This window comes from Paraburkholderia sp. BCC1886 (assembly GCF_900996245.1).
In the GTDB taxonomy this organism is placed as follows: Bacteria; Pseudomonadota; Gammaproteobacteria; order Burkholderiales; family Burkholderiaceae; genus Paraburkholderia.
The window spans coordinates 238115-262869 of sequence record NZ_CAAJGK010000063.1 but is presented as its reverse complement, the minus strand read 5'-3'; the positions used below and the strand labels follow the sequence as shown (position 1 = coordinate 262869).

General features: G+C 63.6%; 20 protein-coding genes. 15 read left to right on the top strand and 5 right to left on the bottom strand.

The features are described 5' to 3' along the window. The first annotated feature begins 144 nt into the window (after positions 1–144). The 3 genes from FQ746_RS23385 to FQ746_RS23375 are packed head-to-tail and all read left to right on the top strand — an operon-like array spanning position 145 to position 6163. The gene (locus FQ746_RS23385; protein ID WP_144112001.1) at positions 145–1374 is read left to right on the top strand and encodes an efflux RND transporter periplasmic adaptor subunit; all 1230 of its coding nucleotides are present in this window, start codon (positions 145–147) and stop codon (positions 1372–1374) included. An 18-nt stretch (positions 1375–1392) separates the two neighbouring features. Continuing rightward, a complete protein-coding gene (locus FQ746_RS23380; RefSeq protein ID WP_144112000.1) occupies positions 1393–4614 on the top strand; it encodes an efflux RND transporter permease subunit in 3222 nt (1073 codons plus the stop codon). A gap of 1 nt (position 4615) precedes the next feature. Beyond that, complete coding sequence (locus FQ746_RS23375) at positions 4616–6163, top strand: efflux transporter outer membrane subunit (protein ID WP_144111999.1); 1548 nt, start codon at positions 4616–4618, stop codon at positions 6161–6163. Between the two features lie 144 nt (positions 6164–6307). Here FQ746_RS23375 and FQ746_RS23370 read toward each other — a convergent pair whose 3' ends face one another. Continuing rightward, positions 6308–7720 carry a nucleobase:cation symporter-2 family protein gene (locus FQ746_RS23370; RefSeq protein ID WP_144111998.1) on the bottom strand — a complete coding sequence of 471 codons (1413 nt, stop codon included), beginning with the start codon at positions 7718–7720 and terminating at the stop codon, positions 6308–6310. Between the two features lie 356 nt (positions 7721–8076). Here FQ746_RS23370 and FQ746_RS23360 point away from each other — a divergent pair, with 356 nt between their 5' ends. The 3 genes from FQ746_RS23360 (at position 8077) to fghA (ending at position 11687) form a co-directional block, all read left to right on the top strand. Continuing rightward, on the top strand, positions 8077–9525 hold the full coding sequence (locus FQ746_RS23360) for a xylulokinase (protein WP_144111997.1): 1449 nt from the start codon (positions 8077–8079) through the stop codon (positions 9523–9525). Between the two features lie 179 nt (positions 9526–9704). Next, the gene (locus FQ746_RS23355) at positions 9705–10811 is read left to right on the top strand and encodes an S-(hydroxymethyl)glutathione dehydrogenase/class III alcohol dehydrogenase (RefSeq protein WP_144111996.1); all 1107 of its coding nucleotides are present in this window, start codon (positions 9705–9707) and stop codon (positions 10809–10811) included. Positions 10812–10835: 24 nt separating this feature from the next. After that, positions 10836–11687, top strand: coding sequence for an S-formylglutathione hydrolase (gene fghA / locus FQ746_RS23350; protein WP_144111995.1), 852 nt, complete (start codon positions 10836–10838; stop codon positions 11685–11687). 57 nt (positions 11688–11744) lie between these two features. On the opposite strand, the gene FQ746_RS23345 is transcribed toward fghA, so the two are convergent. From FQ746_RS23345 to FQ746_RS23335, 3 genes are read right to left on the bottom strand one after another with little or no spacing between them, the layout of a single operon-like run. Further along, positions 11745–12527 carry a metal ABC transporter permease gene (locus tag FQ746_RS23345; RefSeq protein WP_144111994.1) on the bottom strand — a complete coding sequence of 261 codons (783 nt, stop codon included), beginning with the start codon at positions 12525–12527 and terminating at the stop codon, positions 11745–11747. Further along, on the bottom strand, positions 12520–13491 hold the full coding sequence (locus FQ746_RS23340) for an ABC transporter ATP-binding protein (RefSeq protein WP_186310817.1): 972 nt from the start codon (positions 13489–13491) through the stop codon (positions 12520–12522). The genes FQ746_RS23345 and FQ746_RS23340 overlap by 8 nt, the downstream gene beginning before the upstream one ends. Further along, positions 13488–14432 carry a metal ABC transporter solute-binding protein gene (locus tag FQ746_RS23335; protein ID WP_144111993.1) on the bottom strand — a complete coding sequence of 315 codons (945 nt, stop codon included), beginning with the start codon at positions 14430–14432 and terminating at the stop codon, positions 13488–13490. Before FQ746_RS23335 ends, FQ746_RS23340 begins: the two co-directional genes overlap by 4 nt. 375 nt (positions 14433–14807) lie before the next feature. Here FQ746_RS23335 and FQ746_RS23330 point away from each other — a divergent pair, with 375 nt between their 5' ends. The 9 genes from FQ746_RS23330 (at position 14808) to FQ746_RS23290 (ending at position 23771) form a co-directional block, all read left to right on the top strand. Next, the gene (locus FQ746_RS23330) at positions 14808–15590 is read left to right on the top strand and encodes an L-iditol 2-dehydrogenase (protein WP_144111992.1); all 783 of its coding nucleotides are present in this window, start codon (positions 14808–14810) and stop codon (positions 15588–15590) included. A 78-nt stretch (positions 15591–15668) separates the two neighbouring features. After that, complete coding sequence (locus FQ746_RS23325) at positions 15669–16991, top strand: ABC transporter substrate-binding protein (RefSeq protein WP_144111991.1); 1323 nt, start codon at positions 15669–15671, stop codon at positions 16989–16991. A gap of 158 nt (positions 16992–17149) precedes the next feature. After that, a complete protein-coding gene (locus FQ746_RS23320) occupies positions 17150–18085 on the top strand; it encodes a carbohydrate ABC transporter permease (RefSeq protein ID WP_144111990.1) in 936 nt (311 codons plus the stop codon). A 38-nt stretch (positions 18086–18123) separates the two neighbouring features. After that, positions 18124–18957 carry a carbohydrate ABC transporter permease gene (locus tag FQ746_RS23315; protein ID WP_409932422.1) on the top strand — a complete coding sequence of 278 codons (834 nt, stop codon included), beginning with the start codon at positions 18124–18126 and terminating at the stop codon, positions 18955–18957. Then, positions 18954–19655: an HAD family hydrolase gene (locus tag FQ746_RS23310; RefSeq protein WP_144111988.1), complete on the top strand. Its 702-nt coding sequence runs from the start codon at positions 18954–18956 to the stop codon at positions 19653–19655. The genes FQ746_RS23315 and FQ746_RS23310 overlap by 4 nt, the downstream gene beginning before the upstream one ends. Before the next feature lie 58 nt (positions 19656–19713). Then, positions 19714–20823 (top strand): ABC transporter ATP-binding protein, encoded by a 1110-nt coding sequence (locus FQ746_RS23305; RefSeq protein ID WP_144111987.1) that lies wholly within the window; start codon positions 19714–19716, stop codon positions 20821–20823. A gap of 123 nt (positions 20824–20946) precedes the next feature. Beyond that, positions 20947–22704, top strand: coding sequence for a cholesterol oxidase substrate-binding domain-containing protein (locus FQ746_RS23300; RefSeq protein ID WP_260854139.1), 1758 nt, complete (start codon positions 20947–20949; stop codon positions 22702–22704). A gap of 94 nt (positions 22705–22798) precedes the next feature. Further along, positions 22799–23305: a hypothetical protein gene (locus tag FQ746_RS23295; RefSeq protein WP_144111986.1), complete on the top strand. Its 507-nt coding sequence runs from the start codon at positions 22799–22801 to the stop codon at positions 23303–23305. 169 nt (positions 23306–23474) lie between these two features. Next, the gene (locus tag FQ746_RS23290; RefSeq protein ID WP_144111985.1) at positions 23475–23771 is read left to right on the top strand and encodes a DUF1330 domain-containing protein; all 297 of its coding nucleotides are present in this window, start codon (positions 23475–23477) and stop codon (positions 23769–23771) included. Positions 23772–23796: 25 nt separating this feature from the next. On the opposite strand, the gene FQ746_RS23285 is transcribed toward FQ746_RS23290, so the two are convergent. Next, a complete protein-coding gene (locus tag FQ746_RS23285) occupies positions 23797–24744 on the bottom strand; it encodes a sugar-binding transcriptional regulator (RefSeq protein ID WP_144111984.1) in 948 nt (315 codons plus the stop codon). Between the last annotated feature and the right edge of the window lie 11 nt (positions 24745–24755).

Here is a 24755-nt window from a genome sequence, read left to right as displayed (position 1 = left end):
GCGCTCTCGCTCGGGATGCCGTGTAGTTTGAATTTGCATCCATGGGCTTCCGGTCAGGCGTCACGAGACGTATGTGTGCGGTGTCGTCCACGGGGTAGGGATGCCCGCACTTTTTCATTCTCAGTCTTAGACAGAGGTCGCTCCATGCGCGTCGAACGGGTTCCATTCCGCTTAATCAGTGCCGCGACGGCTGCCGTATTACTGGCAGCGTGCGGACCAAAACAATCTGCCCCGCCGCCGCAAACGCCGGAAGTGGGCGTCGTCACCGTCCAGCCGACGGCCGTGCCCGTCGTCACCGAACTGCCGGGCCGCACCAGTGCTTTCCTCGTCGCGCAAGTGCGCGCGCGGGTCGACGGCATCGTGCTGCGTCGCGAATTCACGGAAGGTGGCCAGGTCAAAGCGGGCCAACGCCTGTACAAGATCGATCCGGCGCCGTACATCGCCACGTTGAACAACGCCAAGGCCACGCTGGCCAAGGCTCAGGCGAACCTCGTGTCGACCACCGCGCAGGCTAATCGCTATAAGGTGCTGGTCGCCGCCAATGCGGTCAGCAAGCAGGATTACGACAACGCGGTCGCCTCCGAAGGTCAGGCCGCCGCCGATGTTGCCGCCGGCAAGGCAGCGGTCGACACCGCGCAGATCAATCTCGGCTACACCGACGTCACGTCGCCGGTCACCGGTCAGATCGGCGTCTCGCAGGTCACGCCGGGCGCCTATGTTCAGGCGAGCGCGGCCACGCTGCTGGCCACGGTTCAGCAGCTCGATCCGGTCTATGTCGATCTGACGCAATCGAGCCTCGACGGTTTGAAACTGCGCCGCGACATGCAGGAAGGCCGTCTGAAGACGAGCGGCCCCGATGCCGCCACGGTCTCGCTGATTCTCGAAGACGGCCGTACGTACTCGGAAAAAGGCAAGCTGCAGTTTACCGACGTGACGGTCGACCAGAGCACCGGTTCGGTCACCGTGCGCGCGATCTTCAAGAACGCCGACAAGGTGCTGCTGCCGGGCATGTTCGTGCGAGCGAAGATCCAGGAAGGCGTCAACGAAAACGCGCTCGTCGTTCCGCAAGTGGGCGTCACGCACGACCAGAAGGGTCAACCCACCGCGCTGGTAGTCGGCGACGACAACAAGGTTGCGCTGCGACCGCTCGTCACCTCGGGCACCTTCGGTTCGAACTGGGTGGTCGACAGCGGCCTGAAGGCCGGCGACCGCGTGATCGTTCAGGGCACCGACAAGGCTAAACCGGGCATGCAGGTCAAACCCGTCGCCGCGCAACTTCCCGCCACACCCGCTTCCGACGCATCCGCTCAGGGTGCGCCGGCCGCCAGCGGTGCGCAGACGGCACAACCTGCCTCCGCTGCATCGGGCGCGTAATAACAGGGAGCCCGCTTCATGGCAAAGTTCTTTATTGATCGCCCAATTTTTGCGTGGGTGATCGCCATTATTCTGATGCTCGCGGGTATCGCGTCGGTGTTCACACTGCCGATTGCGCAATACCCGACCATCGCGCCGCCGGCCGTGCAGATCAGCGCAACGTACCCGGGCGCGTCGGCGAAGACGGTGGAAAACACCGTCACGCAGGTGATCGAGCAGCAGATGAGTGGTCTCGACCACTTGCTGTATCTGTCGTCCACATCGGATGACTCGGGTACGGCAACCATCACGCTGACGTTCGCCGCCGGCACCAATCCGGACATCGCGCAGGTGCAGGTGCAGAACAAGCTGCAACTCGCCACGCCGTTGTTGCCGCAAGCCGTGCAGCAGTTGGGCACCAAGGTCACGAAGTCGAGCAGCAGCTTCTTGCTGGTCATGGCGTTCGTGTCCGAAGACGGCAGCATGAGCAAGTACGACCTGGCCAACTACGTCGCGTCGAACATCGAAGACCCGGTCAGCCGGCTCGACGGTGTGGGTACGGTGACGCTGTTCGGCTCGCAGTACGCCATGCGTATCTGGCTCGACGCGAACAAGCTGACCAACTTCGGCCTCACGCCGGTCGACGTGCAGACGGCGTTGACCGCGCAGAACGTGCAGGTCGCGGGCGGCTCGCTCGGCGGCACGCCGTCGGTGCCGGGGCAGGTGTTGCAGGCGACCATCACGGAAGCCACGCTGCTCAACACGCCCGAGCAGTTCGGCAACGTGCTGCTGAAGGTCAACCCCGACGGCTCGCAGGTTCGCATCAAGGACGTCGGTCACGTCGATCTCGGCGGCGAAAACTACAACTTCGACACCAAGTACAGCGGTCAGCCGACGGCAGGCTTCGGTATTCAGCTCGCCACCGGCGCGAACGCGCTGGCCACCGCGAAGGCGGTGCGCGAGAAGGTCGCCGAACTGTCGAAGTACTTCCCGCACGGCCTGGTGGTGCAGTACCCGTACGACACGACGCCGTTCGTGCGCCTGTCGATCGAAGAAGTGGTCAAGACGCTGCTCGAAGGTATCGTGCTGGTGTTCCTGGTCATGTACCTGTTCCTGCAAAACCTGCGCGCGACGTTGATTCCGACGATCGCCGTGCCGGTGGTGCTGCTGGGCACGTTCGCGGTCATGGGTCTGGTGGGCTTCTCGATCAACACGCTGTCGATGTTCGGGCTCGTGCTGGCCATCGGCCTGCTGGTGGACGATGCAATCGTGGTGGTGGAAAACGTCGAGCGGGTGATGCAGGAGGAGGGCTTGTCGCCTCGCGACGCCACCCGCAAGGCGATGGACCAGATTACCGGCGCGCTGGTCGGCGTGGCGCTCGTGCTGTCGGCGGTGTTCGTGCCGGTGGCGTTCTCGGGCGGTTCGGTCGGCGCGATTTACCGGCAGTTCTCGCTCACCATCGTGGCGGCCATGGTGCTGTCCGTGCTGGTCGCGTTGATCCTGACGCCGGCCCTGTGCGCGACGATCCTCAAGCCGATTCCGAAAGGACATCACGAGAAGGACACGGGCTTCTTCGGCTGGTTCAACCGGAACTTCAACCGCAGCCGCGACAAGTATCACTCGGGCGTGCACCACGTTATCAAGCGTTCGGGGCGCTGGCTGATCATCTATATGGTGGTGATCGTCGCGGTCGGTCTGCTGTTCGTGAAGCTACCCAAGTCGTTCCTGCCCGACGAAGACCAGGGCACGATGTTCGTGCTGGTGCAGACGCCGTCCGGCTCCACGCAGGAAACCACGGCGCGCGCGTTGAAGGACGTCTCCGACTACCTGCTCGACAGCGAGAAGAGCATCGTCGAATCGACCTTCACGGTGAACGGCTTCAGCTTTGCCGGTCGCGGGCAGAATGCCGGTCTGGTGTTCGTGCGCATGAAGGACTACGCGCAGCGCACGCATTCGGACCAGAAGGTTCAGTCGCTGGTGGGCCGCCTGTACATGCACTTCGCGAGCTACAAGAACGCGATCGTGTTCCCGGTGAATCCGCCTTCGATTCCTGAACTCGGCACGGCCGCCGGTTTCGACTTCGAACTGGAAGACCGCGCGGGCGTCGGCCATGAAAAGCTGATGGAAGCTCGCAACATGCTGCTGGGCATGGCCGCGAAAGATCCGACGCTGGCTCAGGTGCGACCGAACGGCCTGAACGATACGCCGCAGTACAAGGTGAATATCGACCACGAGAAGGCTTCCGCACTCGGCGTGTCGCTGACCGCGATCGATCAGACGTTCTCGATCGCGTGGGCGTCGCAGTACGTGAACAACTTCCTCGACACCGACGGCCGGATCAAGAAGGTGTACCTGCAAGCCGACGCTCCGTTCCGTATGAAGCCGGAAGATCTGAACCTCTGGTACGTGCGCAACACGAGCGGGACCATGGTGCCGTTCTCGTCGTTCGCCAGCGGTATGTGGACGTACGGTTCGCCGAAGCTCGAGCGCTACAACGGTATTTCCGCGGTGGAAATCCAGGGTGCGGCGGCGCCGGGCAAGTCGACCGGTCAGGCCATGACGGCGATGGAAGCGTTGGTCGCGAAGTTGCCCGCGGGTGTCGGCTACGAATGGACGGGTCTGTCGTTGCAGGAACGCCAGTCGGGTTCGCAGGCGCCGATTCTGTACGGCATCTCGATCCTCGTCGTGTTCCTCTGTCTCGCGGCGCTGTATGAAAGCTGGTCGATCCCGTTCTCGGTGATCATGGTGGTGCCGCTCGGCGTGATCGGCGCACTGCTGGCCGCTACGCTGCGTGGGCTCGAGAACGACGTGTTCTTCCAGGTGGGTCTGTTGACCACGGTGGGCTTGTCGGCGAAGAACGCGATTCTGATCGTGGAATTCGCCCGGGAGCTGCAACAGGGTGAAGGGATGGGGCCGGTCGAGGCCGCGCTGGAAGCCGCACGTCTGCGGTTGCGCCCGATCCTGATGACCTCGCTCGCGTTCATTCTCGGTGTGTTGCCGCTCGCCATCAGTAACGGCGCGGGTTCGGCAAGCCAGCACGCAATTGGTACCGGCGTGATCGGCGGGATGTTGACGGCGACCTTCCTCGCGATTTTCATGATCCCGATGTTCTTCGTCGTGATTCGCGCGAAGTTCGGCGGCGAGAAGGAAGATCCGGACGAGGCGCTCGCACACTACAACCAGCACCATCCGCATGATCCGCAGAGCGGCGGTTCGGCCGGCGGGTCGGCTGATCAAGGCTCGGGCAAGGACGGACATTGAGATGCAAAAACACTCTCTGATAGCAGTGGCGGTCGCGCTGTTCGCCGCGGGTTGCACGATGGCGCCGAAGTACGAGCGCCCGGCGCCGCCCGTGACGGGCACGTTCCCCACCGGCGGCGTGTACGACACGCAACCGGGCGCGACGCAACCGGGTCAACCGCAGCCCGGCACGTCGGGCGCGGCGCGCAGCGCGAACGGTCAGGCTGCGCCCGATATCGGCTGGCGCGATTTCTTCGTCGATCCGCGCATGCAGCGGCTCATCGAAATCGCGTTGAAGAACAATCGCGATCTGCGTGTGTCGGTGCTGAACATGCAGGCTTCGCAGGCGCAGTACCGCATCGTTCGCGCGGGGCTGTTCCCGACGCTCGAAGCGGCGGCGTCGCAAAGCAAGTCGCGTACGCCGAAGGACCTGTCGTTCTTTAACCAGACCATTTCCAATTCGTACTCGGTGGGTCTGAACGCCTCGTGGGAAATCGACTTCTTCGGGCGCATTCAAAGCCTGAAGGACCAGGCGTTGGCGCAGTACTTCGCGACCGCGCAGGCTCGCAAGGCGGCGGAAATCGCGCTCGTCTCGCAGGTGGCGAATCAGTACTTTACGGTGCTCGAACTGGACGATCTGCTGAAGGTCACGCAGAACACGTTGAAGACGGCGCAGGAGTCGTATCGCATCACCAAACTGCAGTTCGACAACGGTACCGGTACGGAACTCGATTTGCGGCAATCGCAGACGGTGGTCGAACAGGCCACCGCCAACCTGCAGTCGCAACAGCGTCTGCGGGCGCAAGCCGACAACGCACTGGTGCTGCTGCTCGGCGAACCGTTCCCGGCCGATCTGCCGGACGGTCAGCCGCTCGACAGCCAGAATCTGCTTACGGACATTCCGGCCGGGTTGCCGTCCGATCTGCTCACGCGTCGTCCGGACATCATGGAGGCCGAAGAGAATCTGCTCGCGGCCAACGCGAACATCGGCGCGGCGCGCGCGGCCTTCTTCCCGAAGGTGTCGCTCACCGGCAGCTTCGGGACGCTGAGCCCGACGCTCGGCGGTCTGTTCAAGCCGGGTTCGGCGGCGTGGAGTTTCGCGCCGTCCATCACGCTGCCGATTTTCGAAGGTGGCGAGAACAAGGCCAACCTCGACGTGGCCAACATCCAGAAGAACGTCCAGATTGCCACGTATGAAAAGGCGATCCAGACGGCCTTCCGCGAAGTGGCGGACGGACTGGCGGCGCGTGGCACGTACGATCAGCAGATCGAGGCGCTGGAGCGCGATAACTTCGCCGAACAGCGCCGTCTCGATCTGTCGAATCTGCGCTATACGAACGGCGTCGACAGCTACCTGTCGGTGTTGACCGCGCAAACCGATCTGTATTCGGCGCAGCAGTTGCTGGTCACGGCACGCATGGAGCGTCTGCAGAACCTGGTGACGCTTTATCAGGCACTCGGCGGCGGCTGGCTCGAACACAACGGCGATCAGCCGCGTCCGGCCGATGCCCCGGTCGATTACGGCGCGGCCAGCGCACCGGTTGCCGCTTCGGCGGCAACGGCGGGCTAAGGTTACGCACCGCACCGCACCGCACCGCACCGAACTGCATCGAACTGCATCGAACGCAGAAGCAGAAACGCCACGGCATGCCGTGGCGTTTTTTTATGGCGAGCGGCCTTAAAGTTGCCACCGCGCCGTGCTAAGACCTCAAGCTCAGTGTAGATCCACCGCACGCAGCATTTCGTCGCGCTTGGCCTGTTCCGCACCGCCGCGCCCGTCGAAATCGCGGCCGGTTTTATGAATATCGCACTGCGCCTTTTTCTCGCTCTTCACACCGTTGAAGATCAGATTCAGCACGACCGCCGACACCGACGCCAGCAGAATCCCGCTATGCAGCAGCGGCGAAAGCGCCGGCGGCAGCTTCGCGAAGAACTGCGGCGACACCACCGGCACCAGGCCCAGACCAATGCTGACCGCGACGATGAACAGGTTGTGGTGATTCTTCACGAAGTCGACCTTGGACAGCACCTTGATGCCGTTCGCCGCGACCATGCCGAACATCACGATGCCCGCGCCGCCGAGCACGAACGCCGGCACCGAGGCGACCACTTGCGCCATCTTCGGAAACAGGCCGAGCAGCACCAGGATCACCCCGCCCATCGCGCAGACAAAGCGGCTCTTCACGCCCGTCACGCCGATCAGCCCGACGTTCTGCGAAAACGAGGTATGCGGAAACGAGTTGAAGATGCCGCCGATCAGCGTGCCGAGTCCATCGACACGCAGGCCGCGTACGAGGGTCTTCTGATCGACCGGCCGGTCCACCATGTCGCCGACGGCGAGAAACATCCCGGTCGATTCGATGAAGGTGACAAACATCACGGTGACCATCGTCGCGATCGACAGCGGATCGAAGTGCGGCAGGCCGAAGTGGAACGGCATCACGAAGCCCACCCACGGCGCGTGCGTCACGCCGTCCATGTTGACGCGGCCGAGTGCGAGCGCCACCACGAAGCCCGCGACGATGCCCAGCAGCACGGAGATGTTGGCGAGAAAACCTTTGGCGAATTTGTTGATGAGCAGGATCAGCATCAGCACGGCGAGCGAGAGACCGAGATAGACCGGGTTGCCGTAGTCCGGATTGCCGACGCCGCCGGCCGCCCAGTTGATGCCCACTTCCATCAGCGAGAGGCCGATCACCGAGATCACCACGCCGATCACCACCGGCGGGAAGAACCGCAACAGCTTGCCGACCGCCGGCGCGAGAATGATGCCGACGACGCCCGCGGCGATCGTCGAGCCGAAGATGTCGAGAATGCCCAGCGACGGATTGGTGCCGATCGCGACCATCGGCCCGACGGCGGCGAACGTGCAGCCCATGATCACCGGCAGACGGATGCCGAAGATCCACAAGCCGAGTGTCTGGATGAGGGTGGCGATGCCGCAGGAAAAGAGATCGGCGCTGATCAGGAAGGCGATCTGGTCTTTCGGCAGCTTGAGCGCCGCGCCGACGATCAGCGGGACCGCAACGGCGCCCGCGTACATCACCAGAACGTGCTGAATGCCGAGAGTGAGCAACTGCCCTGCGGGTAGTCGCTCGTCGCACGGGTGAACCGTGTTCGATTGCATATCTCTGTCTCCACCATCTCGTTTTTAGGGTGCATCAAAGGTATCGGGGACGAAAAGGCACAACAAGACCGCTGCAGCCTATTCCGGCATTCCCGGTGACGATATGCGGTACCGGCTTTTGAAAGGCAAATCGAAGCTTCGCACCGCATCGATTCGCGCCGGCTGCGCGCCGTTCCCTTTGCAGTGGCGACGCGCGGCCGTGAGCGTCTCGATTCCGGCTCGCCGGGATATGTGTGAGAATCGATGAGGTGTATCTCGTTCGCCGCATAGTCCTGTTTTCGTGCGGCTCGAGTCGTGGCGGGGTTAACCCGCGATCCGGTCTTGTCTCCCATGTTTCTATCGACGCTCCCTCGCCCATGAGTTTTCTTGGCATCGACCTCGGCACCGGCTCGCTCAAAGTCGCGATCATCGACGAAGACGGGCGCGAGCAGGCCGTGGCGAGCGCCGCTTACGCACTCGAAACACCGCACGCGGGATGGGCCGAGACCTCGGTGCAAACCTGGTGGCGCGCGCTCGGCGAAGCGGCGGCGCGTTTGCCGGTAGAGGCGCGGCGCGGCGTACGGGCCATCGGTTTTTCCGGGCAGATGCATGGCGTCGTGCTGATCGATGCAGAAGGGAATGCAGTGCGCCCGGCGATGCTGTGGCCGGACACACGCGCGTTGTCGCTGCTCGATGCGTGGCCCGACCCGCAAGCGAATCCGGTTGCGCCGGGCATGGCCGGACCGTTGCTGCGCTGGATCGTCGGCAACGAACCAGAGACCGTGCGCCACACGCGTTGGGCGCTGCAACCTAAAGACTGGCTACGTGTGGCACTCGGCGGCGCGATCGTCACCGATCCATCCGACGCCTGCGCCACCGCGCTCGCCGATCCCGCAGGCGTATGGGACGACGCGCTGCTCGCGCGACTCGCCGTTCCGCGCGAGTGGTTCGCGCCGTTGGCGCCGTCTTATGCAGCGGGCGGCGCGCTGTCGAAGCACGCGGCGGATGCGTTGGGCTTGCCCGCCGGCATCCTGCTGGCGGTCGGCGGCGCGGATACGCCCTGTGCCGCGCTCGGCAGCGGACTCGAACGCGACGGCGATGCGTTGCTCACCACTGGCACCGGCGGCCAGATCGTCGTGCTGTCGGCCGGGCGCCCGGCCACTGCAAGAGGTTTGCATTGCTACCGCGCCGTGAGCGATCACTGGTATCGCATGGCGGCCATGCAGAACGTCGGTATCGCGCTCGAACGGGTGCGCGGCTGGCTGGCCTACGAATGGGCCGATGCGTATCGCGAAGCATTCGACGAAGTCAACCTCGACGCCGGCCCCACGTTCCTGCCGTACCTCACCGGCGAACGCACGCCGTGGCTCAACCCCGCCGCGCGAGGCGGCTGGCTCGGCCTGGCGCTCGACCATACGCGCGGCGCGATGATGCGCGCCGCGTTCGAAGGCGTCGCATTCTCGCTGCGTGCCGGACTCGACGCGATTCGCGCGAGCGGCGCTCCGGTGACGAGCCTCAAGCTCGCGGGCGGCGGTTCGGTCGATGCACGCTGGCGGCAGTTGCTGGCGGACGCATTGAACGTCGAACTGCACGCCGTCGATTGCCCGAACGCGGCGCCGCGCGGCGCCGCGATTCTCGGCGGTCTGGCGAGCGGACACTGGCACGCGGGCGATCTCGCCGCGCTGGCGCCGGGCGCGACACGCGTGGCGAGTCCGCGCAACGACACCGCGCTGGCCGACCGTTATGCCCGTTTTCTCGATCTCTACGGCCGCGTCGAAGATTGGTTCGATGTCATCGACCGGCAAGATCGTGACGCACAGCGCTAGTACGCTTTGTTTTTTTGAAGGCAAGCTGATGAGCGCAAAATACTGCCCCAGGCGACCTTCGCCAAACCGCGAGGCGCGGCCTTACACTGACGCGCCGCGTTATCTCGCATCCGGCGTAACGCACTGCAACGTAACGCGACGCGACCCGCATCACCGACTCACAGGAAGGAGCATTCATCATGAAGACCAAAGCAGCCATCGCCTGGAAAGCCGGCGCCCCGTTGACGATCGAAGAAGTCGACCTCGAAGGCCCGCGCGCCGGTGAAGTCCTGATCGAAGTGAAGGCGACCGGCATCTGCCATACCGACTACTACACCCTGTCGGGTGCCGACCCGGAAGGCATTTTCCCGGCGATTCTCGGCCATGAAGGCGCGGGCGTGATCGTCGATACGGGTCCCGGCGTCGGCACGCTCAAGAAGGGTGATCACGTCATTCCGCTCTACACGCCGGAATGCCGTCAATGCAAGTTCTGCCTGTCGCGCAAGACCAACCTGTGCCAGGCAATCCGTTCCACCCAGGGCAAGGGCCTGATGCCCGACGCGACCTCGCGTTTCTCGCTGGACGGCAAGCCCCTGTTTCACTACATGGGCACGTCCACGTTTTCGAACCACATCGTCGTGCCGGAAATCGCGGTGGCCAAAGTGCGTGAAGACGCGCCGTTCGACAAGATCTGCTACATCGGTTGCGGCGTGACGACGGGTGTCGGCGCGGTCGTGTATTCGGCGAAGGTCGAAGCAGGCGCGAACGTCGTGGTGTTCGGTCTCGGCGGCATCGGCCTGAATGTGATTCAAGGCGCGAAGATGGTGGGCGCTGACAAGATCATCGGTGTCGATATCAACCCGGGGCGCGTCGAACTCGCGAAGAAGTTCGGTATGACGCACTTCATCAATCCGACCGAAGTCGAGAACGTGGTCGACCACATCGTGCAACTCACCGACGGCGGCGCGGACTACTCGTTCGAATGTATCGGCAACACCAAGGTGATGCGTCAGGCGCTCGAATGCACGCACAAAGGCTGGGGCCAGTCGTTCATCATCGGCGTGGCGGCGGCGGGCGAGGAAATCAGCACGCGTCCGTTCCAGCTGGTGACGGGCCGCGAGTGGAAAGGCTCGGCGTTCGGCGGCGCGCGCGGTCGCACCGACGTGCCGAAAATCGTCGACTGGTACATGGAAGGCAAGATCAACATCGACGATCTGATTACGCACCGTTTGCCGCTGGAGCGCATCAACGAAGGCTTCGATCTGATGAAGAATGGCGAGTCGATCCGCTCGGTGGTGTTGTACTGATGTCGTCGACCAGGGAGCCGCGCGATGCTTGAACTACTGTCGTCGCATGCCTGCCATGGTGGCGAGCAGCGCATCTATCAGCATGCTTCGCAGACCATCGGTCTGCCGATGCGTTTTTCGGTGTATCTGCCGCCGCAGGCACTCGCGGCCAACGCGAACGTGCCCGCGTTGTTCTATCTCGCGGGTCTCACCTGCACGGAAGAAACGTTTCCAGTCAAGGCGGGCGCGCAGCGCTTCGCCGCGCAACACGGCATCGCGCTGATCGCGCCGGACACGAGTCCGCGCGGTGCGGGCGTGCCGGGCGAAAGCGCGGCGTGGGACTTCGGCGTGGGCGCGGGTTTTTACGTCGACGCGACCCAGCAGCCGTGGGCAACGCACTACCGGATGTACTCGTACGTGCGCGACGAGCTACGCGAAACGGTGCTCGCGAATCTGCCGGTGGACGGTGCGCGGCTCGGCATCTTCGGGCATTCGATGGGCGGTCATGGCGCGTTGATGCTGGCGCTGCGCAATCCGGAGATCTATCGTTCGGTGTCGGCGTTCGCGCCGATCGCCGCGCCGTCGCGTTGCCCTTGGGGCGAGAAGGCGTTCGGCGGCTATCTGGGCGACGATCGGGAAACGTGGAAACAGTACGACGCGAGCGAACTGGTCGGCCACGCGTCACGCAAGTTCGAAGCGGGGATCCTGGTCGATCAGGGACTGGCGGATCAGTTCCTCGCCGGACAACTGAACCCGGACGTGTTCGAGGCGGCGTGTGAAGCGGCCGGCCAGCCGCTGAGCTTGCGGCGTCATGCCGGGTACGACCACGGGTATTACTTCATCTCGACTTTCATCGAAGATCACCTCGCGCATCACGCAAAGGTGTTGCTCGGCTGAATGAGGAGTGCGGTGGCGCACGATGCCGTGTGCCGCCGCTTTTGCCCGGCGGCAGGCTCAACGCCGCCGCAACAGACTCCCGCCATACACCAGCGCCGAGAGCACGGTAATCCAGAAGCTCGTCGGCCAGTCGGTATAGAAAGCGAGCGTCAGGCCGACCCATGCCTGCACCAGCGCGAACAACGCGGCCAGCACGAGTCCGGTCGACAAACGCGTCGTGACGTTCTGCGCCGCCGCCGCCGGACCGACCATCAGCGTGAACACCAGCAGCACGCCGACGATCTGCGTGCAGGCCGCCACGGCCAACGCGGCAATCGCCAGGAACAGCACCGACACCCGCCGCAACGACACACCCTTGGCCTCGGCCAGTTCCGGTTGCAACGAAGCGAACAGCAGCGGCCGCATGATCGCGGCCAGCGCCAGCAGACTGACCACGCCCAACGCGGCGAGCACGCCGAGCGTCGCCGCATTCACGCCGAGCACGTTGCCGAACAGGAGCGCCGTGACCTGCGTCGCGTACGCGGTGAAGAAGTGCAGGAACAGCAGACCGAAGCCGAGCGACAACGACAGGATCATGCCGATCGCCACGTCGCGTCCGGCCAGCCGCTCGCCGAGCGCGCCCATGCCGATGCCGGCCGCCAGCGTGAAGCCGATCATCCCCCAGATCGGCGAGATGCCGATCAGCACCGCGCCCGTCGCGCCGGTGAAGCCGACGTGCGAGAGCGCGTGGCCCGCGAAGGTCTGTCCGCGCATCACCAGAAAATAGCCGACCACACCCGCCAGCACCGCGACGATCCCCGACGCCGCGAACGCGTTGACCATGAAATCGTATTCAAACATCTTGCGTGTGTCCGTCGCGTGAGTCGTGCTGATGGGCGTGGCCGTGCGCATGCCCGTGGGAATGTCCGTGCGGGTGAGCATGCGCATGACCGCCGGTTTCGTCGTGTTCGTGCTCGTGATCGTGCTTCTCGACTTCGACGTCGCCTGACATCACGAAGATGCGGCCGTTCACGCGCATCACGTCGATCGGCGAGCCGTACAGGCGCGACAGCACCGGCCGCGTAATCACTTCGTCGACGGTGCCGAGCGCGGCCACGCCGCTGCCGAGATACAGCACGCGGTCCAGCGAGTTCAGCAGCGGGTTGAGTTCATGCGCGGAAAACAGCACGGCGATGCCGAGTTCCTGCTGGACGCGCCGCACGAGTTCGACGACGCTGGTTTGATGATGCGGATCGAGACTGATCAGCGGTTCGTCGAGCAGCAGCAGCTTCGGGTTGCCGAGCAGACATTGCGCGAGTAGCAGACGTTGCCGCTCGCCGCCCGACAACTCCGACAAGGGCCGCTCGGCCAGCTTGCGGCCATCGACCAGATCGAGCACGCGCTCGACATCCGCGCGCGTGCTGCGATCGGCATGCGGCAAACCCCAGCGGTGGCCATCGGCCGCCATCGCGACGAAGTCGCGCCCGCGCACGCGCCGGCCGGCCAGCGCGCTGCGCGTTTGCGGCATGTAGCCGATCGACGCGTTGCCGCGTTCGACCGGTTGTCCCAGCACGCGGATCGCACCGCTTGCCGCCGGCACGAGGCCGAGGACGGCGCGCATCAGCGTCGTCTTGCCCGCGCCATTCGGTCCCAGCACGCCGATGAATTCACCCTGATTCACCACCAGACTCGCGTCGCGCAGAATCGTGCGCTCGCCGAGTTCGAGCGCCACGTGCTCGAGTTCGAGCACGGGCGCATGGCTGGAGACGCGGCCGGATGACAGCGGGACGTCACTTGCCGGCGCGCGGGGGCCAGTCACGGTCATGGTGTTTTTCCTTGGAAGCCGGCTGCCTTGCTCGTGCCGTTCGCGCCTTTCGCTGCGCCCGCGGCGAGCGCCGTGGCGAGCGCGTCGAGTTGCGACAGCATCCAGGTCTGATACGTCCTGCCGGCCGGTTCGGTCTCGGTGACGCTCATGGTCGGCACCTGCGATTGCTGCGCGATCTTCAACATGCGTTGGGTCAGGGCCTCGGTTGCCTGGCTGTTATAAATCAGAACACGCACGCGCTTGTCGCGCAGATCCCGTTCGAATGCGGCGATGTCGGCCGCGCTGGCTTCGGTGTCGTTCATCGTGGCCATCTGGAACGGCAGATTGCGCATCGACAGGCCCACCGCGTCCGACATATAGCCGAACACCGGTTCGGTCGCCGTGACCGGCACGCCCGCATAGCGGCCGTGCAACTCGGCGACCTTCGCGTCGATGGGCCTCAGCGAATCGAGAAACTTCGCGAGGTTCGCATCGTACGCCGACTTGTGCGCCGGGTCAGCCGCGACGAGCGCCGCACTCACGGCGTGCGCGACTTTGGGCATCGTCGCCGGGTCGTACCAGAGGTGCGGATTATCGCCGCCTTTCTTGCCGACGAGGTCGGCCGCGACAATCGTGACACGCTGCGAACCCTTCGACGCAGCCAGCAATTTTGCCATCCACGGATCGTAATCGGCGCCGTTATAGACCACAAGGCTCGCGTGCTGCAAGGCGCGCGCGGTCTTCGGGCTGGCTTCGAACAGATGCGGATCCTGGTCCGGGTTGTTGAGAATGCTCGTGACCGCGACGCGGTCGCCGCCGAGTTGCTGCACGACGTCGCCGTAGAAGTTCTCCGCTGCCACGACCGGAATCTTCGTGTCCGCTGCGAATGCGCCGGTTGCGAGTGTCAGTGACAACGTCAGCGCCCCGAGCGCGCCGTTCAACATCGAGCCGAATTGTTTCATCGTGGTGTCCTGCTGTCTGAAAGTAATCGTGGAAGGTCGTGATTCACGAAAGCGTGAGCGCGACGTGCGGCCGCACCTCGTCCCCTCTGCGCGGCCCGGTTATCCGCGAGGCCAAAATGATATAACGTATCAAGAAAATTTGGCGACGACTTACGCAAAAAGTGACCTCGACCTGAGTCCTGCCCGACACCAGGGTTGACCCGAAGCCTTGTAGGCTGGGCCTATGAGCTGTCGCGCTGCACCATCGAAATCTTCCAGAGCGCCTTGACACGACCCGCCGCGTATCCGATCATTCGACCACAAACAGAGCAATTGATCGCGCAATGAGCGTTCGCTCACCGCGACTCGAGAAGCAAAACGAACCGGAGACGAGCAGTGTCTGCACGATTGCAAGACAAGGTTGCCATTCTGACGGGCGCAGCCAGCGGTATCGGTGAAGCGGTCGCCCGACGCTATCTGGACGAAGGCGCGCGCTGCGTGCTGGTCGATGTGAAATCCGCCGATTCGTTCGCTCACGCGCTGCAGGCCGACTACGCCGATCGCGTGTTGACGGTACGCGCCGACGTCACACGTCGCGAGGACATCGAGCGCATCGTCGCCGAGACGCTCGCGCGCTTCGAGCGCGTCGATATTCTTTTCAACAACGCGGCGCTGTTCGATATGCGCCCGATCCTCGACGAATCCTGGGATGTGTTCGACCGCCTCTTCGCCGTCAACGTGAAGGGCATGTTCTTCCTGATGCAGGCCGTGGCGCAGAAGATGGTCGAGCAGGGCCACGGCGGCAAGATCATCAATATGTCCTCGCAAGCGGGACGACGCGGCGAAGCGCTGGTGTCGCACTACTGCGCGACCAAGGCGGCGGTGCTGAGCTACACGCAATCGGCCGCACTGGCGCTCGCGCCACACAAGATCAACGTGAACGGAATCGCACCGGGTGTCGTCGACACGCCGATGTGGCAGGACGTCGACGCGCTGTTCGCGCGTTACGAAAACCGGCCGCTCGGCGAGAAGAAGCGTCTGGTGGGTGAAGCGGTGCCGCTCGGCCGCATGGGTGTGCCGGAGGACCTGACCGGCGCGGCACTGTTTCTGGCGTCGGCGGATGCCGACTACATTACGGCGCAAACCCTCAACGTCGACGGCGGTAACTGGATGAGTTGACCCGGCCCATCGCCTATACGATGACGTCGGTGGGAAAAAACGCAGCACCATATAAACGAACGAGAAAGGAGACAACACATGAAGCCAGTCCTCAAAACCGCGTTGAAAGCGGCTAGCGCCGGCGCCGTCGCCTGCTTTGCGCTGCATGCGTCCGCTGCCACGGTGACCATCGCAACCTTGAACAATCCGGACATGATCGAGTTGAAGAAACTCTCGCCCGCGTTCGAGAAAGCGAATCCCGACATCAAGCTGAACTGGGTGATCCTCGAAGAAAACGTGCTGCGTCAGCGGGCCACGACCGATATCACCACCGGCAGCGGCCAGTTCGACGTGATGACGATCGGCGCCTATGAAACGCCGCAATGGGGCAAGCGCGGCTGGCTCACGCCGCTCACCAACCTGCCCGCCGATTACGATCTGAACGACGTCGTGAAGACGGCGCGCGACGGCCTGTCGAACGGCGGTCAGCTGTATGCGCTGCCGTTCTACGTCGAGAGCTCGATGACGTATTACCGCAAGGACCTGTTCGCCGCCAAGGGGCTGAAGATGCCCGATCAGCCGACTTACGACCAGATCGCGCAATTCGCCGAGAAGCTGACCGACAAAGCCAACGGCACCTACGGTATCTGCCTGCGCGGCAAGGCGGGTTGGGGCGAAAACATGGCGTACGCGACGACGGTGGTGAACACCTTCGGCGGCCGCTGGTTCGACGAGAAGTGGAACGCGCAACTGACCTCGCCGGAATGGAAGAAGGCGATCAATTTCTACGTCGACATGTTGAAGAAATACGGGCCGCCGGGCGCCAGCTCGAATGGCTTCAACGAAAACCTGACGCTGATGTCGTCGGGCAAGTGCGCGATGTGGATCGATGCGACGGTCGCGGCCGGCATGCTCTACAACAAGCAGCAATCGCAGATCGCCGACAAGGTGGGCTTCGCCGCCGCGCCGACTGCCGTCACGCCGAAGGGCTCGCACTGGTTGTGGGCGTGGGCGCTGGCAATTCCGAAGTCGTCGAAGCAGGCTGACTCGGCGAAGAAGTTCATCGCGTGGGCCACCTCGAAGGAATACATCGAAGCGGTTGCGAAGGACGAAGGCTGGGCGTCGGTGCCGCCGGGCACGCGTCAATCGACGTATGCGCGCCCCGAGTACAAGCAGGCTGCTCCGTTCGGCGACTTCGTGCTGAAGGCGATCGAATCCGCCGATCCGGATCACCCGACGTTGAAGCCGGTGCCGTACACGGGCGTGCAGTTCGTGGGCATTCCCGAGTTCCAGTCGTTCGGTACGGTGGTGGGTCAGAGCATCTCCGGTGCGATTGCCGGTCAGATGACGGTCGATCAGGCGCTGGCAGCGGGTCAGGCTACGGCTGACCGCGCGGTGAAACAGGCCGGCTATCAGAAGTAAGCAGCAGACGTAACGCGCAGCAAGTAGCAACGTCTCATCGGCCACCCGATCCAGGTGGCACGCGCCGGCTGACGTCCGTCAGCCGGCTCACGCAGCACAGCGGGCCGCACGATCCGTCCACGCGCCGCGCCCGCGCTTTACCGAACAGGTGGTCAACCATGCGTCCTCTGCGCCTGCCCCTCATGCATGCCCAACCCCAGACCGAAAAAGAACGCGAAGTCCGTAAGGCCAATTCCGCCCGCTGGCTGGTGTCGCCCTCCGTCGCCGTACTGGTGCTGTGGATGGCGATTCCGCTTGCGATGACGATCTGGTTTTCGTTCTCGCGCTACAACCTGCTGAATCCGGATGTCAAAGGTTTCGCGGGTCTCGACAACTACAAGTACCTCGCCACTGACCCGTCGTTCGGTCCTTCGATCGGCCACACGCTCGAACTGATTATCTCGGTGCTGGTCATCACCGTGGTCGGCGGCGTGTTGATGGCGATCCTGTTCGACCGCAAGTTCTATGGTCAGGGTATCGCGCGCCTGCTGGCGATCGCGCCGTTCTTCGTGATGCCGACGGTAAGCGCGCTGATCTGGAAGAACATGATCCTGCATCCGGTGTATGGGCTGATCGCGCAAGGCATGCGCGCGATGGGCATGCAGCCGATCGACTGGTTCGCCGAATATCCGTTGTTCGCGGTGATCATGATCGTCGCGTGGCAGTGGTTGCCGTTCGCGTTCCTGATTCTGTTCACGGCGATCCAGTCGCTCGATCAGGAGCAGAAGGAAGCCGCGCGAATCGATGGCGCGGGTCCGTTCTCGATGTTCTTCTACATCACGCTGCCTCACCTGAAACGGGCGATCGCAGTAGTGGTGATGATGGAAACGATTTTCCTGCTGTCGATCTTCGCTGAAATCTATACGACCACGGGCGGCGGTCCGGGCACCGCGACCACCAATCTGTCGTACCTGATCTACTCGTTGGGTCTGCAACAATTCGACGTCGGTCTGGCCTCGGCGGGCGGCATTCTCGCGGTCGTGCTGGCCAACATCGTGTCGTTCTTCCTCGTGCGGATGCTCGCGAAGAACCTGAAAGGGGAGTACGAAAAATGAGTCACGTTGCCTCCACTCCGGCGTCGCCCGCGACGCCCATGACGGTGCCGGCCAAGTCGCCGTTCGCTGTCATCAAACGCGGTATTCCCGGCGTGATCGCCTGGCTCGTCGCGCTGCTGCTGTTCTTCCCGATCTTCTGGATGACCATCACCGCGTTCAAGACCGAGCAGCAGGCGTATTCGTCATCGCTGTTTTTCACGCCGACCCTCGACAGTTTTCGCGAAGTCTTCGCACGAAGTAATTACTTTTCGTTCGCGTGGAATTCGGTGCTGATCTCGCTGGGCGTCACCGTGCTGTGTCTGCTCCTCGCGGTGCCGGCGGCCTATGCGATGGCTTTCTTTCCGACGCGCCGCACGCAGAAAGTTCTGTTGTGGATGCTGTCGACCAAGATGATGCCGTCGGTCGGCGTGCTGGTGCCGATCTACCTGCTGTGGAAAAACAGCGGCCTGCTCGATACCGTGTCGGGTCTGGTGATCGTGTACACGCTGATCAATCTGCCGATTGCCGTGTGGATGTCCTTCACGTACTTCGCCGAGATTCCGCGCGACATTCTGGAAGCCGGCCGGATCGACGGCGCGGCGACGTGGCAGGAAATCGTCTATCTGCTGATGCCGATGTCGTTGCCGGGGCTCGCCTCCACCGCGCTGCTGCTCGTCATCCTGTCGTGGAACGAAGCGTTCTGGAGCATCAACCTGTCGAGTTCGAACGCCGCTCCGCTGACCGTGTTCATCGCTTCTTACTCGAGCCCTGAAGGGCTCTTCTGGGCCAAGCTGTCGGCGGCGTCGCTGCTTGCGGTCGCGCCTATCCTGATCGTCGGCTGGCTGTCGCAGAAGCAACTTGTGCGTGGCCTGACCTTCGGAGCGGTCAAATGACAGTCGCCACGATCGCCAGCAACTACGCACTGATCTGCGATTGCGACGGCGTGCTGATCGACAGTGAAGCGGTCGCCGCCCACATGCTGGTGCACGAACTCGAAGCCCGCTGGCCGGGCGCCGATGTCGAGCCGGTGGTGCTGCCGCTGCTCGGCCTGCGCATCGAGAAGGTGCTGGAAGGCACTGCCTCGCAACTTGGCTATACCTTGAGCGCGGCGGATGTCGAATCGATTCGCCGCGCAGTGGAAGCCGCGGCCATGCAGGCGCCGGCGGTGGACGGCATTGCGGCCGCGCTGGCTCAGGTGCCGCTCATCAAAGGTTGCGCCAGCAACAGCTTCCGCCCGTATGTCGAGAACGTGCTGGCGCGCACGGGACTCGTCAAGTACTTCGGCGAGCGGCTTTTTTGCGCGGATGCCGTCGCGAATCCGAAGCCCGCGCCCGACGTGTATCTGGCTGCGGCGAAAGGACTGGGGCTTGCGCCGTCCGCGTGCCTCGTGGTCGAGGACAGCGTGACCGGCGTGACCGCGGCCACCGCGGCGGGCATGACGGTGCTCGGTTTTATCGGCGGCGGTCATGCAAGCGACGCGCAGATCGACAAGCTGCATGCGGCCGGCGCGCGCCACGTGTTCGACGACATGCAGCAACTCCCGGAACTGGTCGCGCAATGGACGCTGAGCGCCACGGCGCCCGCGCCTTGAGCATCGCCCTTTCAAAGACACGAATCAACGCTGCAAGAGCAAGACACGGAGACACATCATGGCAAGCGTAACGCTGCGTAACATCAGAAAGGCCTACGACGACACCGACGTCATGCGCGACATCAACCTCGACATCGCGGATGGCGAGTTCGTCGTGTTCGTCGGACCTAGCGGTTGCGGTAAATCCACGCTGATGCGAATGATCGCGGGCCTCGAGGAGATCTCGGGCGGCGAGCTCGCCATCGACGGCACGCGGATGAACGAAGTGCCGCCCGCCAAGCGCGGCATTGCGATGGTGTTCCAGTCGTACGCGTTGTATCCGCACATGACGCTGTACGACAACATGGCGTTTGGTCTGAAACTCGCGGGCACGAAGAAGCCGGAGATCGACGCCGCGGTGCGAAACGCCGCGAAGATTCTGCATATCGATCATCTGCTGGATCGTAAGCCGAAGCAGCTGTCCGGCGGTCAGCGTCAACGGGTGGCGATCGGACGCGCGATCACGCGTAAGCCGAAAGTGTTTCTGTTCGACGAACCGTTGTCGAATCTCGACGCCGCGCTGCGCGTGAAAATGCGGCTCGAATTTGCGCGTCTGCACGACGAGTTGAAGACCACGATGATCTACGTGACGCACGATCAGGTCGAGGCGATGACGCTGGCGGACAAGATCGTCGTGCTGTCGGCGGGCAATCTCGAACAGGTGGGCAGCCCGACCATGCTGTATCACGCGCCGGCCAACCGGTTCGTCGCCGGCTTTATCGGCTCGCCGAAAATGAATTTCATGGAGGGCGTGGTGCAGTCGGTCACGCACGACGGCGTGACCGTGCGCTACGAAACCGGCGAGACGCAACGCGTCGCGGTGGAGCCGGGCAAAGTGAAGCAGGGCGACAAGGTGACGGTCGGAATCCGCCCCGAGCATCTGCATGTGGGCACGACCGACGACGGCATCTCGGCGCGCACCATGGCGCTCGAATCGCTCGGCGATGCCGCGTATCTGTATGCCGAATCCGGCGTGGCGCCCGATGGCCTGATCGCGCGGATTCCGCCGCTCGAGCGACATGCGAAAGGCGAGATGCAGAAGCTCGGCGCGACGCCCGAGCATTGTCATCTGTTCGATAGCGAAGGCAAAGCGTTCCAGCGCAAGATCGTCGAAGTGCTGGCAGCGTAAGTACAACCGCGCTCGTCGAGCGCGGTTTTTTTCAAGGGTCGTAATTAGTCACCACCTCGGGTACGCCGCGAAAAAATAGCATTGGGAAACGAATTTCCTTCCCAGCTAGAGGCGCCCGAGAACGTGACCCAAGACTTTCAACACACAGCACCGCTGCCGTCGTCCCGGCGGCAGTTCATCGGCGATCTTGCCCGGCTTTCCGCAGCCGGTATCGTCACCGGATGGACGCCGATCTATCAGATCGCGGCCCACGCGCAAGGCGCGGCCAACGTGCCGCCGGGTTTCCCTGCCGGCATTGCGCTGTACAAACAGGCGTTCCAGAACTGGAGCGGCGAAATCGCCATAGCGGACGTGTGGACGGCTGCACCCGACACACCGGCCGCCGTCGTCGCCATCGTCAACTGGGCGCGCTCGTACGGGTATCGCATTCGACCACGCGGTTACATGCACAACTGGTCGCCGCTCACCATCGACAGAACCGGCGGAACCGGCAAAGTCGTGTTGCTCGACATGACGAAGTCGCTCACCGCGGTGTCGGTGGATACGTCCTCGCAGCCGGCGCGCGTCACGGCGCAGACCGGCATCGCAATGGAAGCGCTGCTGGCGGCTTTGGAGAAATCCGGCCTGGGCGTCACGGCTTCGCCCGCGCCGGGAGACATCACGCTGGGCGGCGCGCTGGCGATCGGCGCTCACGGAACCGCCGTGCCCGCTTCCGGCGAAACGCCATCGAAGGGGCACACGTATGGCTCGCTGAGCAATCTGGTGCTGTCGCTCACCGCCGTCGTGTTCGATCACGTGAAGCAGCAATACGTGCTGCGTTCGTTCAGGCGGAACGATCCGGATATCGGCGCCTTTCTCGTCCATCTCGGCCGCGCGTTGATTGTCGACGTGACACTGCAGGTGGGCGCGAACCGACGTCTGCGCTGTCAGAGTTACGTGGATATTCCCGCCTACGAACTGTTCGCGTCGTCAAAAGCAGGCGGCCGGACGGTCGCCTCTTTTCTCGACCGCGCAGGTCGTCTGGAAGCAATCTGGTTTCCGTTCACGACCTGTCCGTGGCTCAAGGTGTGGAGCGTGCAATCCACCAAACCGTTGTTCTCCCGGACGGTGAACCAGCCGTACAACTACCCGTTTTCGGATTCCATTTCGCAGCCGCTGTCGGATCTGGTCAAGCGCATCGTCATTGGCGGCGAGCGTCATTTGACACCGCTCTTCGGGCAACTGCAGATGGGGATCGTCGTTGCCGGTCTGGGCGTCACGCTCAGCGCCGATATCTGGGGCTGGTCGCGCAACGTGCTGCAGTACATCCGGCCGTCGACCTTGCGCGTGACCGCGAACGGCTATGCGGTGCTGGCGCGGCGTGCGGACGTGCAGCGCGTGATCGCCGAATTCGTGCAGTTCTATCAGAACCGGGTCGAGGCTTACCGGCAACGCGGCGAGTATCCGATGAACGGGCCGGTGGAAATTCGCGTGACCGGGCTCGATCAACCTGCCGATGCGGGACCGGGCGCCGTAACGCCGACCCTCGCCGCGCTCAAGCCGCGCCCCGACCGTCCCGAGTGGACCGTCGCCGTCTACTTCGACATTCTGACGATGCCCGGCACGCCATCGGCGAACGCTTTCTATCGGGAAATCGAGCAATGGATGCTGTCGAACTACGCGGGCTCTTACGCGACCGTTCGCCCTGAATGGTCGAAGGGCTGGGCGTACACCTCTGCCGCCGCGTGGCAGGACGACGCGATGATCGGCAGCGCGATTCCCGCGCTGTACACCGAGGGACAGCCCGCGGGCAGCACGTGGAACGCGGCCCGCGACACGCTCGATCGCTACGACCCGGGCCGGATCTTCTCTTCGCCGTTGCTCGACCGGCTGTTCGGCTGACATGCACATTGACCGGCGACTCGTGCCGAGCCGTCGTCCATGACCCGGCCAGACGGGCTTATCTGGCGTGTAATTCGATCCAAGGAAAATCACGATGCAACTCACATCGACCAGAATCGATGCGTTTGCCGGCGCTGCATTCACGTATTCGAATGCGTCGGCCGCGCAATGCAAAGACCACTCCGCCAGTGACGCTGCGCGCCGCAGCGGTTGCGGGCAATGGGGTGCCGCTGTCAACGACGCGTCGATCCGGCAGACCACATCGTCGTGCGCTCCCGCCTCCACCCGCGTGTGCAACGAGTCCGGCCAATCTGCTCAAGCCGGCGGGAAGGGCGTGCTCGGCTCGATTGGCTCGGCGCTGATCGGCTGCGTCTCGAAGTGCAACGACTTGCTGAATACGCCGCTTGTTTCGTCAGTCGGGCAACTCTTCAACAAGTTCGGCCTGTGCGGGAAGCTCTGCCACATCGTCCCCGATCTCGGCGGTTACGCGTTGTCCAAAGTCGCCACCGGCATCGGTCAGGCACTCGGCGGCACGGGCTCGCCGAACTATCACTTCGAACAGGAATGGTTGCGCGACAGATCGTCCAGCGGACGTTCCTGAGCATCCGCCAAAACGCAGCGAATCGCGCAGCATGGCCATTTTGTCCGACAGCGAAGGGAAAGCATTCCAGCGTAATATCGGCGAAGTGCTGGCCGCGTGACCGAGCAGGAAGGCGGCGCTCGCGCCGCCTTCCGCTCAAGTCACGTGTCGTTACGCTCAGGAAATGCTCATGCCCGCTTACGTCGTCATCACTCGCGAGAAAACGCTCGATCCCGCCAAGCTCGACGAGTACAAACAGGATGCCCCCGCCGTCTTCGAACAGCATCAGGTGATGGTGCTCGCGAGTCGCGGGCGCACGGAAGTGGTGGAGGGCGCGCCGATCGACGAGATCCTGATTCTCGAATTCAACGGTTACGACGAAGCGCTCGCGTGGTATCGCAGCCCGGCGTATCAGGCGTTGAGCGAGACGCGGCTGCAGGGCGGCGACTATCGCATCATCATCACGGAGGGTTTGCCGGTGTTGTAACGCGGACTTGCGGACGTTGCTGGTTCTACGCTTCCAGCGCGGCCCGCGCGCAAAGTTCGTCCGTCACCAGGCCCGACAGCCAGCCGCCCTTGAGCACCGCGATCAGCGCTTCGCGTTTGCGCTCGCCACCCGCGAAACCGATGGTCGGCCGGCGCGGCGGCGAGTCCAGCGCGATGCTCGTCACCCGTCGACCGGTTGGCGATTCCACGTGTGCGCCGTCGGAATCGATCGGCAGTCCGAGCATTTCGGCGACCGCCCCGTTGCGCATCAACTCGTCCACCTCGGTGCCGGTGATAAAGCCGTCGACGAGCAGCGGACAACCCGGCCCGATATTGCCGATGCCGACGAACGCGACATCGGCCTCGGCCGACAACGATTCGACGATCCGGTAGAGCCGGTGATTACACCACTGCGCGCGTTCGGCTTCGCTATCCGCAAGCAAGGGTGCGGGCAACAGAAAATGCTTGCCGCCGGTCTTTTCGGAAATGTGCAGCGCGACGTCGTAACGGTTCGAGGAGCCGTCCTGAGCGATTGCTCCGACCATCGACACCAACCGGTGCTGCGGACGCTCCAGTTGCGCGATCTGATCGACCGAAGCCTTGAGCGTGCGGCCGCTGCTGACGGCGACGACCATCGGCTTGTCTTCGCCGAGATAGCGTTCCATGACCTGCGCGCCGGCGACCGCGAGCTTGCGGTCCACTTCTTCGGAGGTGTCGCCGTCGATCGGGACGACTTCGCACATGCTCAGGCCGTAACGCTTCGACAACTGGTCGGCGAGCGCGAGGCAATCCGCCAGTTGATGATCGACGCGCACCCGGATCAGATTCTTTTCCACCGCGAAGGCGACCAGCCGCTGGGCGACCGGACGCGACACCTGCAATTTTTCGGCGATCTCGTTCTGGGTGTTGCCCGCGACGTAATAGAGCCACGCGGCGCGGGTGGCGAGATCCAGTTTTTCTGTGGACTTGGGCACGGTGACGGATT

Excerpts from the sequence above, each read along its gene's own strand:
- FQ746_RS23385 (WP_144112001.1), top strand. The coding sequence starts at position 145 with ATGCGCGTCGAACGGGTTCCATTCCGCTTAATCAGTGCCGCGACGGCT.
- FQ746_RS23380 (WP_144112000.1), top strand. The coding sequence starts at position 1,393 with ATGGCAAAGTTCTTTATTGATCGCCCAATTTTTGCGTGGGTGATCGCC.
- FQ746_RS23375 (WP_144111999.1), top strand. The coding sequence starts at position 4,616 with ATGCAAAAACACTCTCTGATAGCAGTGGCGGTCGCGCTGTTCGCCGCG.
- FQ746_RS23370 (WP_144111998.1), bottom strand. The coding sequence starts at position 7,720 with ATGCAATCGAACACGGTTCACCCGTGCGACGAGCGACTACCCGCAGGG.
- FQ746_RS23360 (WP_144111997.1), top strand. The coding sequence starts at position 8,077 with ATGAGTTTTCTTGGCATCGACCTCGGCACCGGCTCGCTCAAAGTCGCG.
- FQ746_RS23355 (WP_144111996.1), top strand. The coding sequence starts at position 9,705 with ATGAAGACCAAAGCAGCCATCGCCTGGAAAGCCGGCGCCCCGTTGACG.
- fghA (WP_144111995.1), top strand. The coding sequence starts at position 10,836 with ATGCTTGAACTACTGTCGTCGCATGCCTGCCATGGTGGCGAGCAGCGC.
- FQ746_RS23345 (WP_144111994.1), bottom strand. The coding sequence starts at position 12,527 with ATGTTTGAATACGATTTCATGGTCAACGCGTTCGCGGCGTCGGGGATC.
- FQ746_RS23340 (WP_186310817.1), bottom strand. The coding sequence starts at position 13,491 with ATGACCGTGACTGGCCCCCGCGCGCCGGCAAGTGACGTCCCGCTGTCA.
- FQ746_RS23335 (WP_144111993.1), bottom strand. The coding sequence starts at position 14,432 with ATGAAACAATTCGGCTCGATGTTGAACGGCGCGCTCGGGGCGCTGACG.
- FQ746_RS23325 (WP_144111991.1), top strand. The coding sequence starts at position 15,669 with ATGAAGCCAGTCCTCAAAACCGCGTTGAAAGCGGCTAGCGCCGGCGCC.
- FQ746_RS23320 (WP_144111990.1), top strand. The coding sequence starts at position 17,150 with ATGCGTCCTCTGCGCCTGCCCCTCATGCATGCCCAACCCCAGACCGAA.
- FQ746_RS23315 (WP_409932422.1), top strand. The coding sequence starts at position 18,124 with ATGACGGTGCCGGCCAAGTCGCCGTTCGCTGTCATCAAACGCGGTATT.
- FQ746_RS23310 (WP_144111988.1), top strand. The coding sequence starts at position 18,954 with ATGACAGTCGCCACGATCGCCAGCAACTACGCACTGATCTGCGATTGC.
- FQ746_RS23305 (WP_144111987.1), top strand. The coding sequence starts at position 19,714 with ATGGCAAGCGTAACGCTGCGTAACATCAGAAAGGCCTACGACGACACC.
- FQ746_RS23295 (WP_144111986.1), top strand. The coding sequence starts at position 22,799 with ATGCAACTCACATCGACCAGAATCGATGCGTTTGCCGGCGCTGCATTC.
- FQ746_RS23290 (WP_144111985.1), top strand. The coding sequence starts at position 23,475 with ATGCCCGCTTACGTCGTCATCACTCGCGAGAAAACGCTCGATCCCGCC.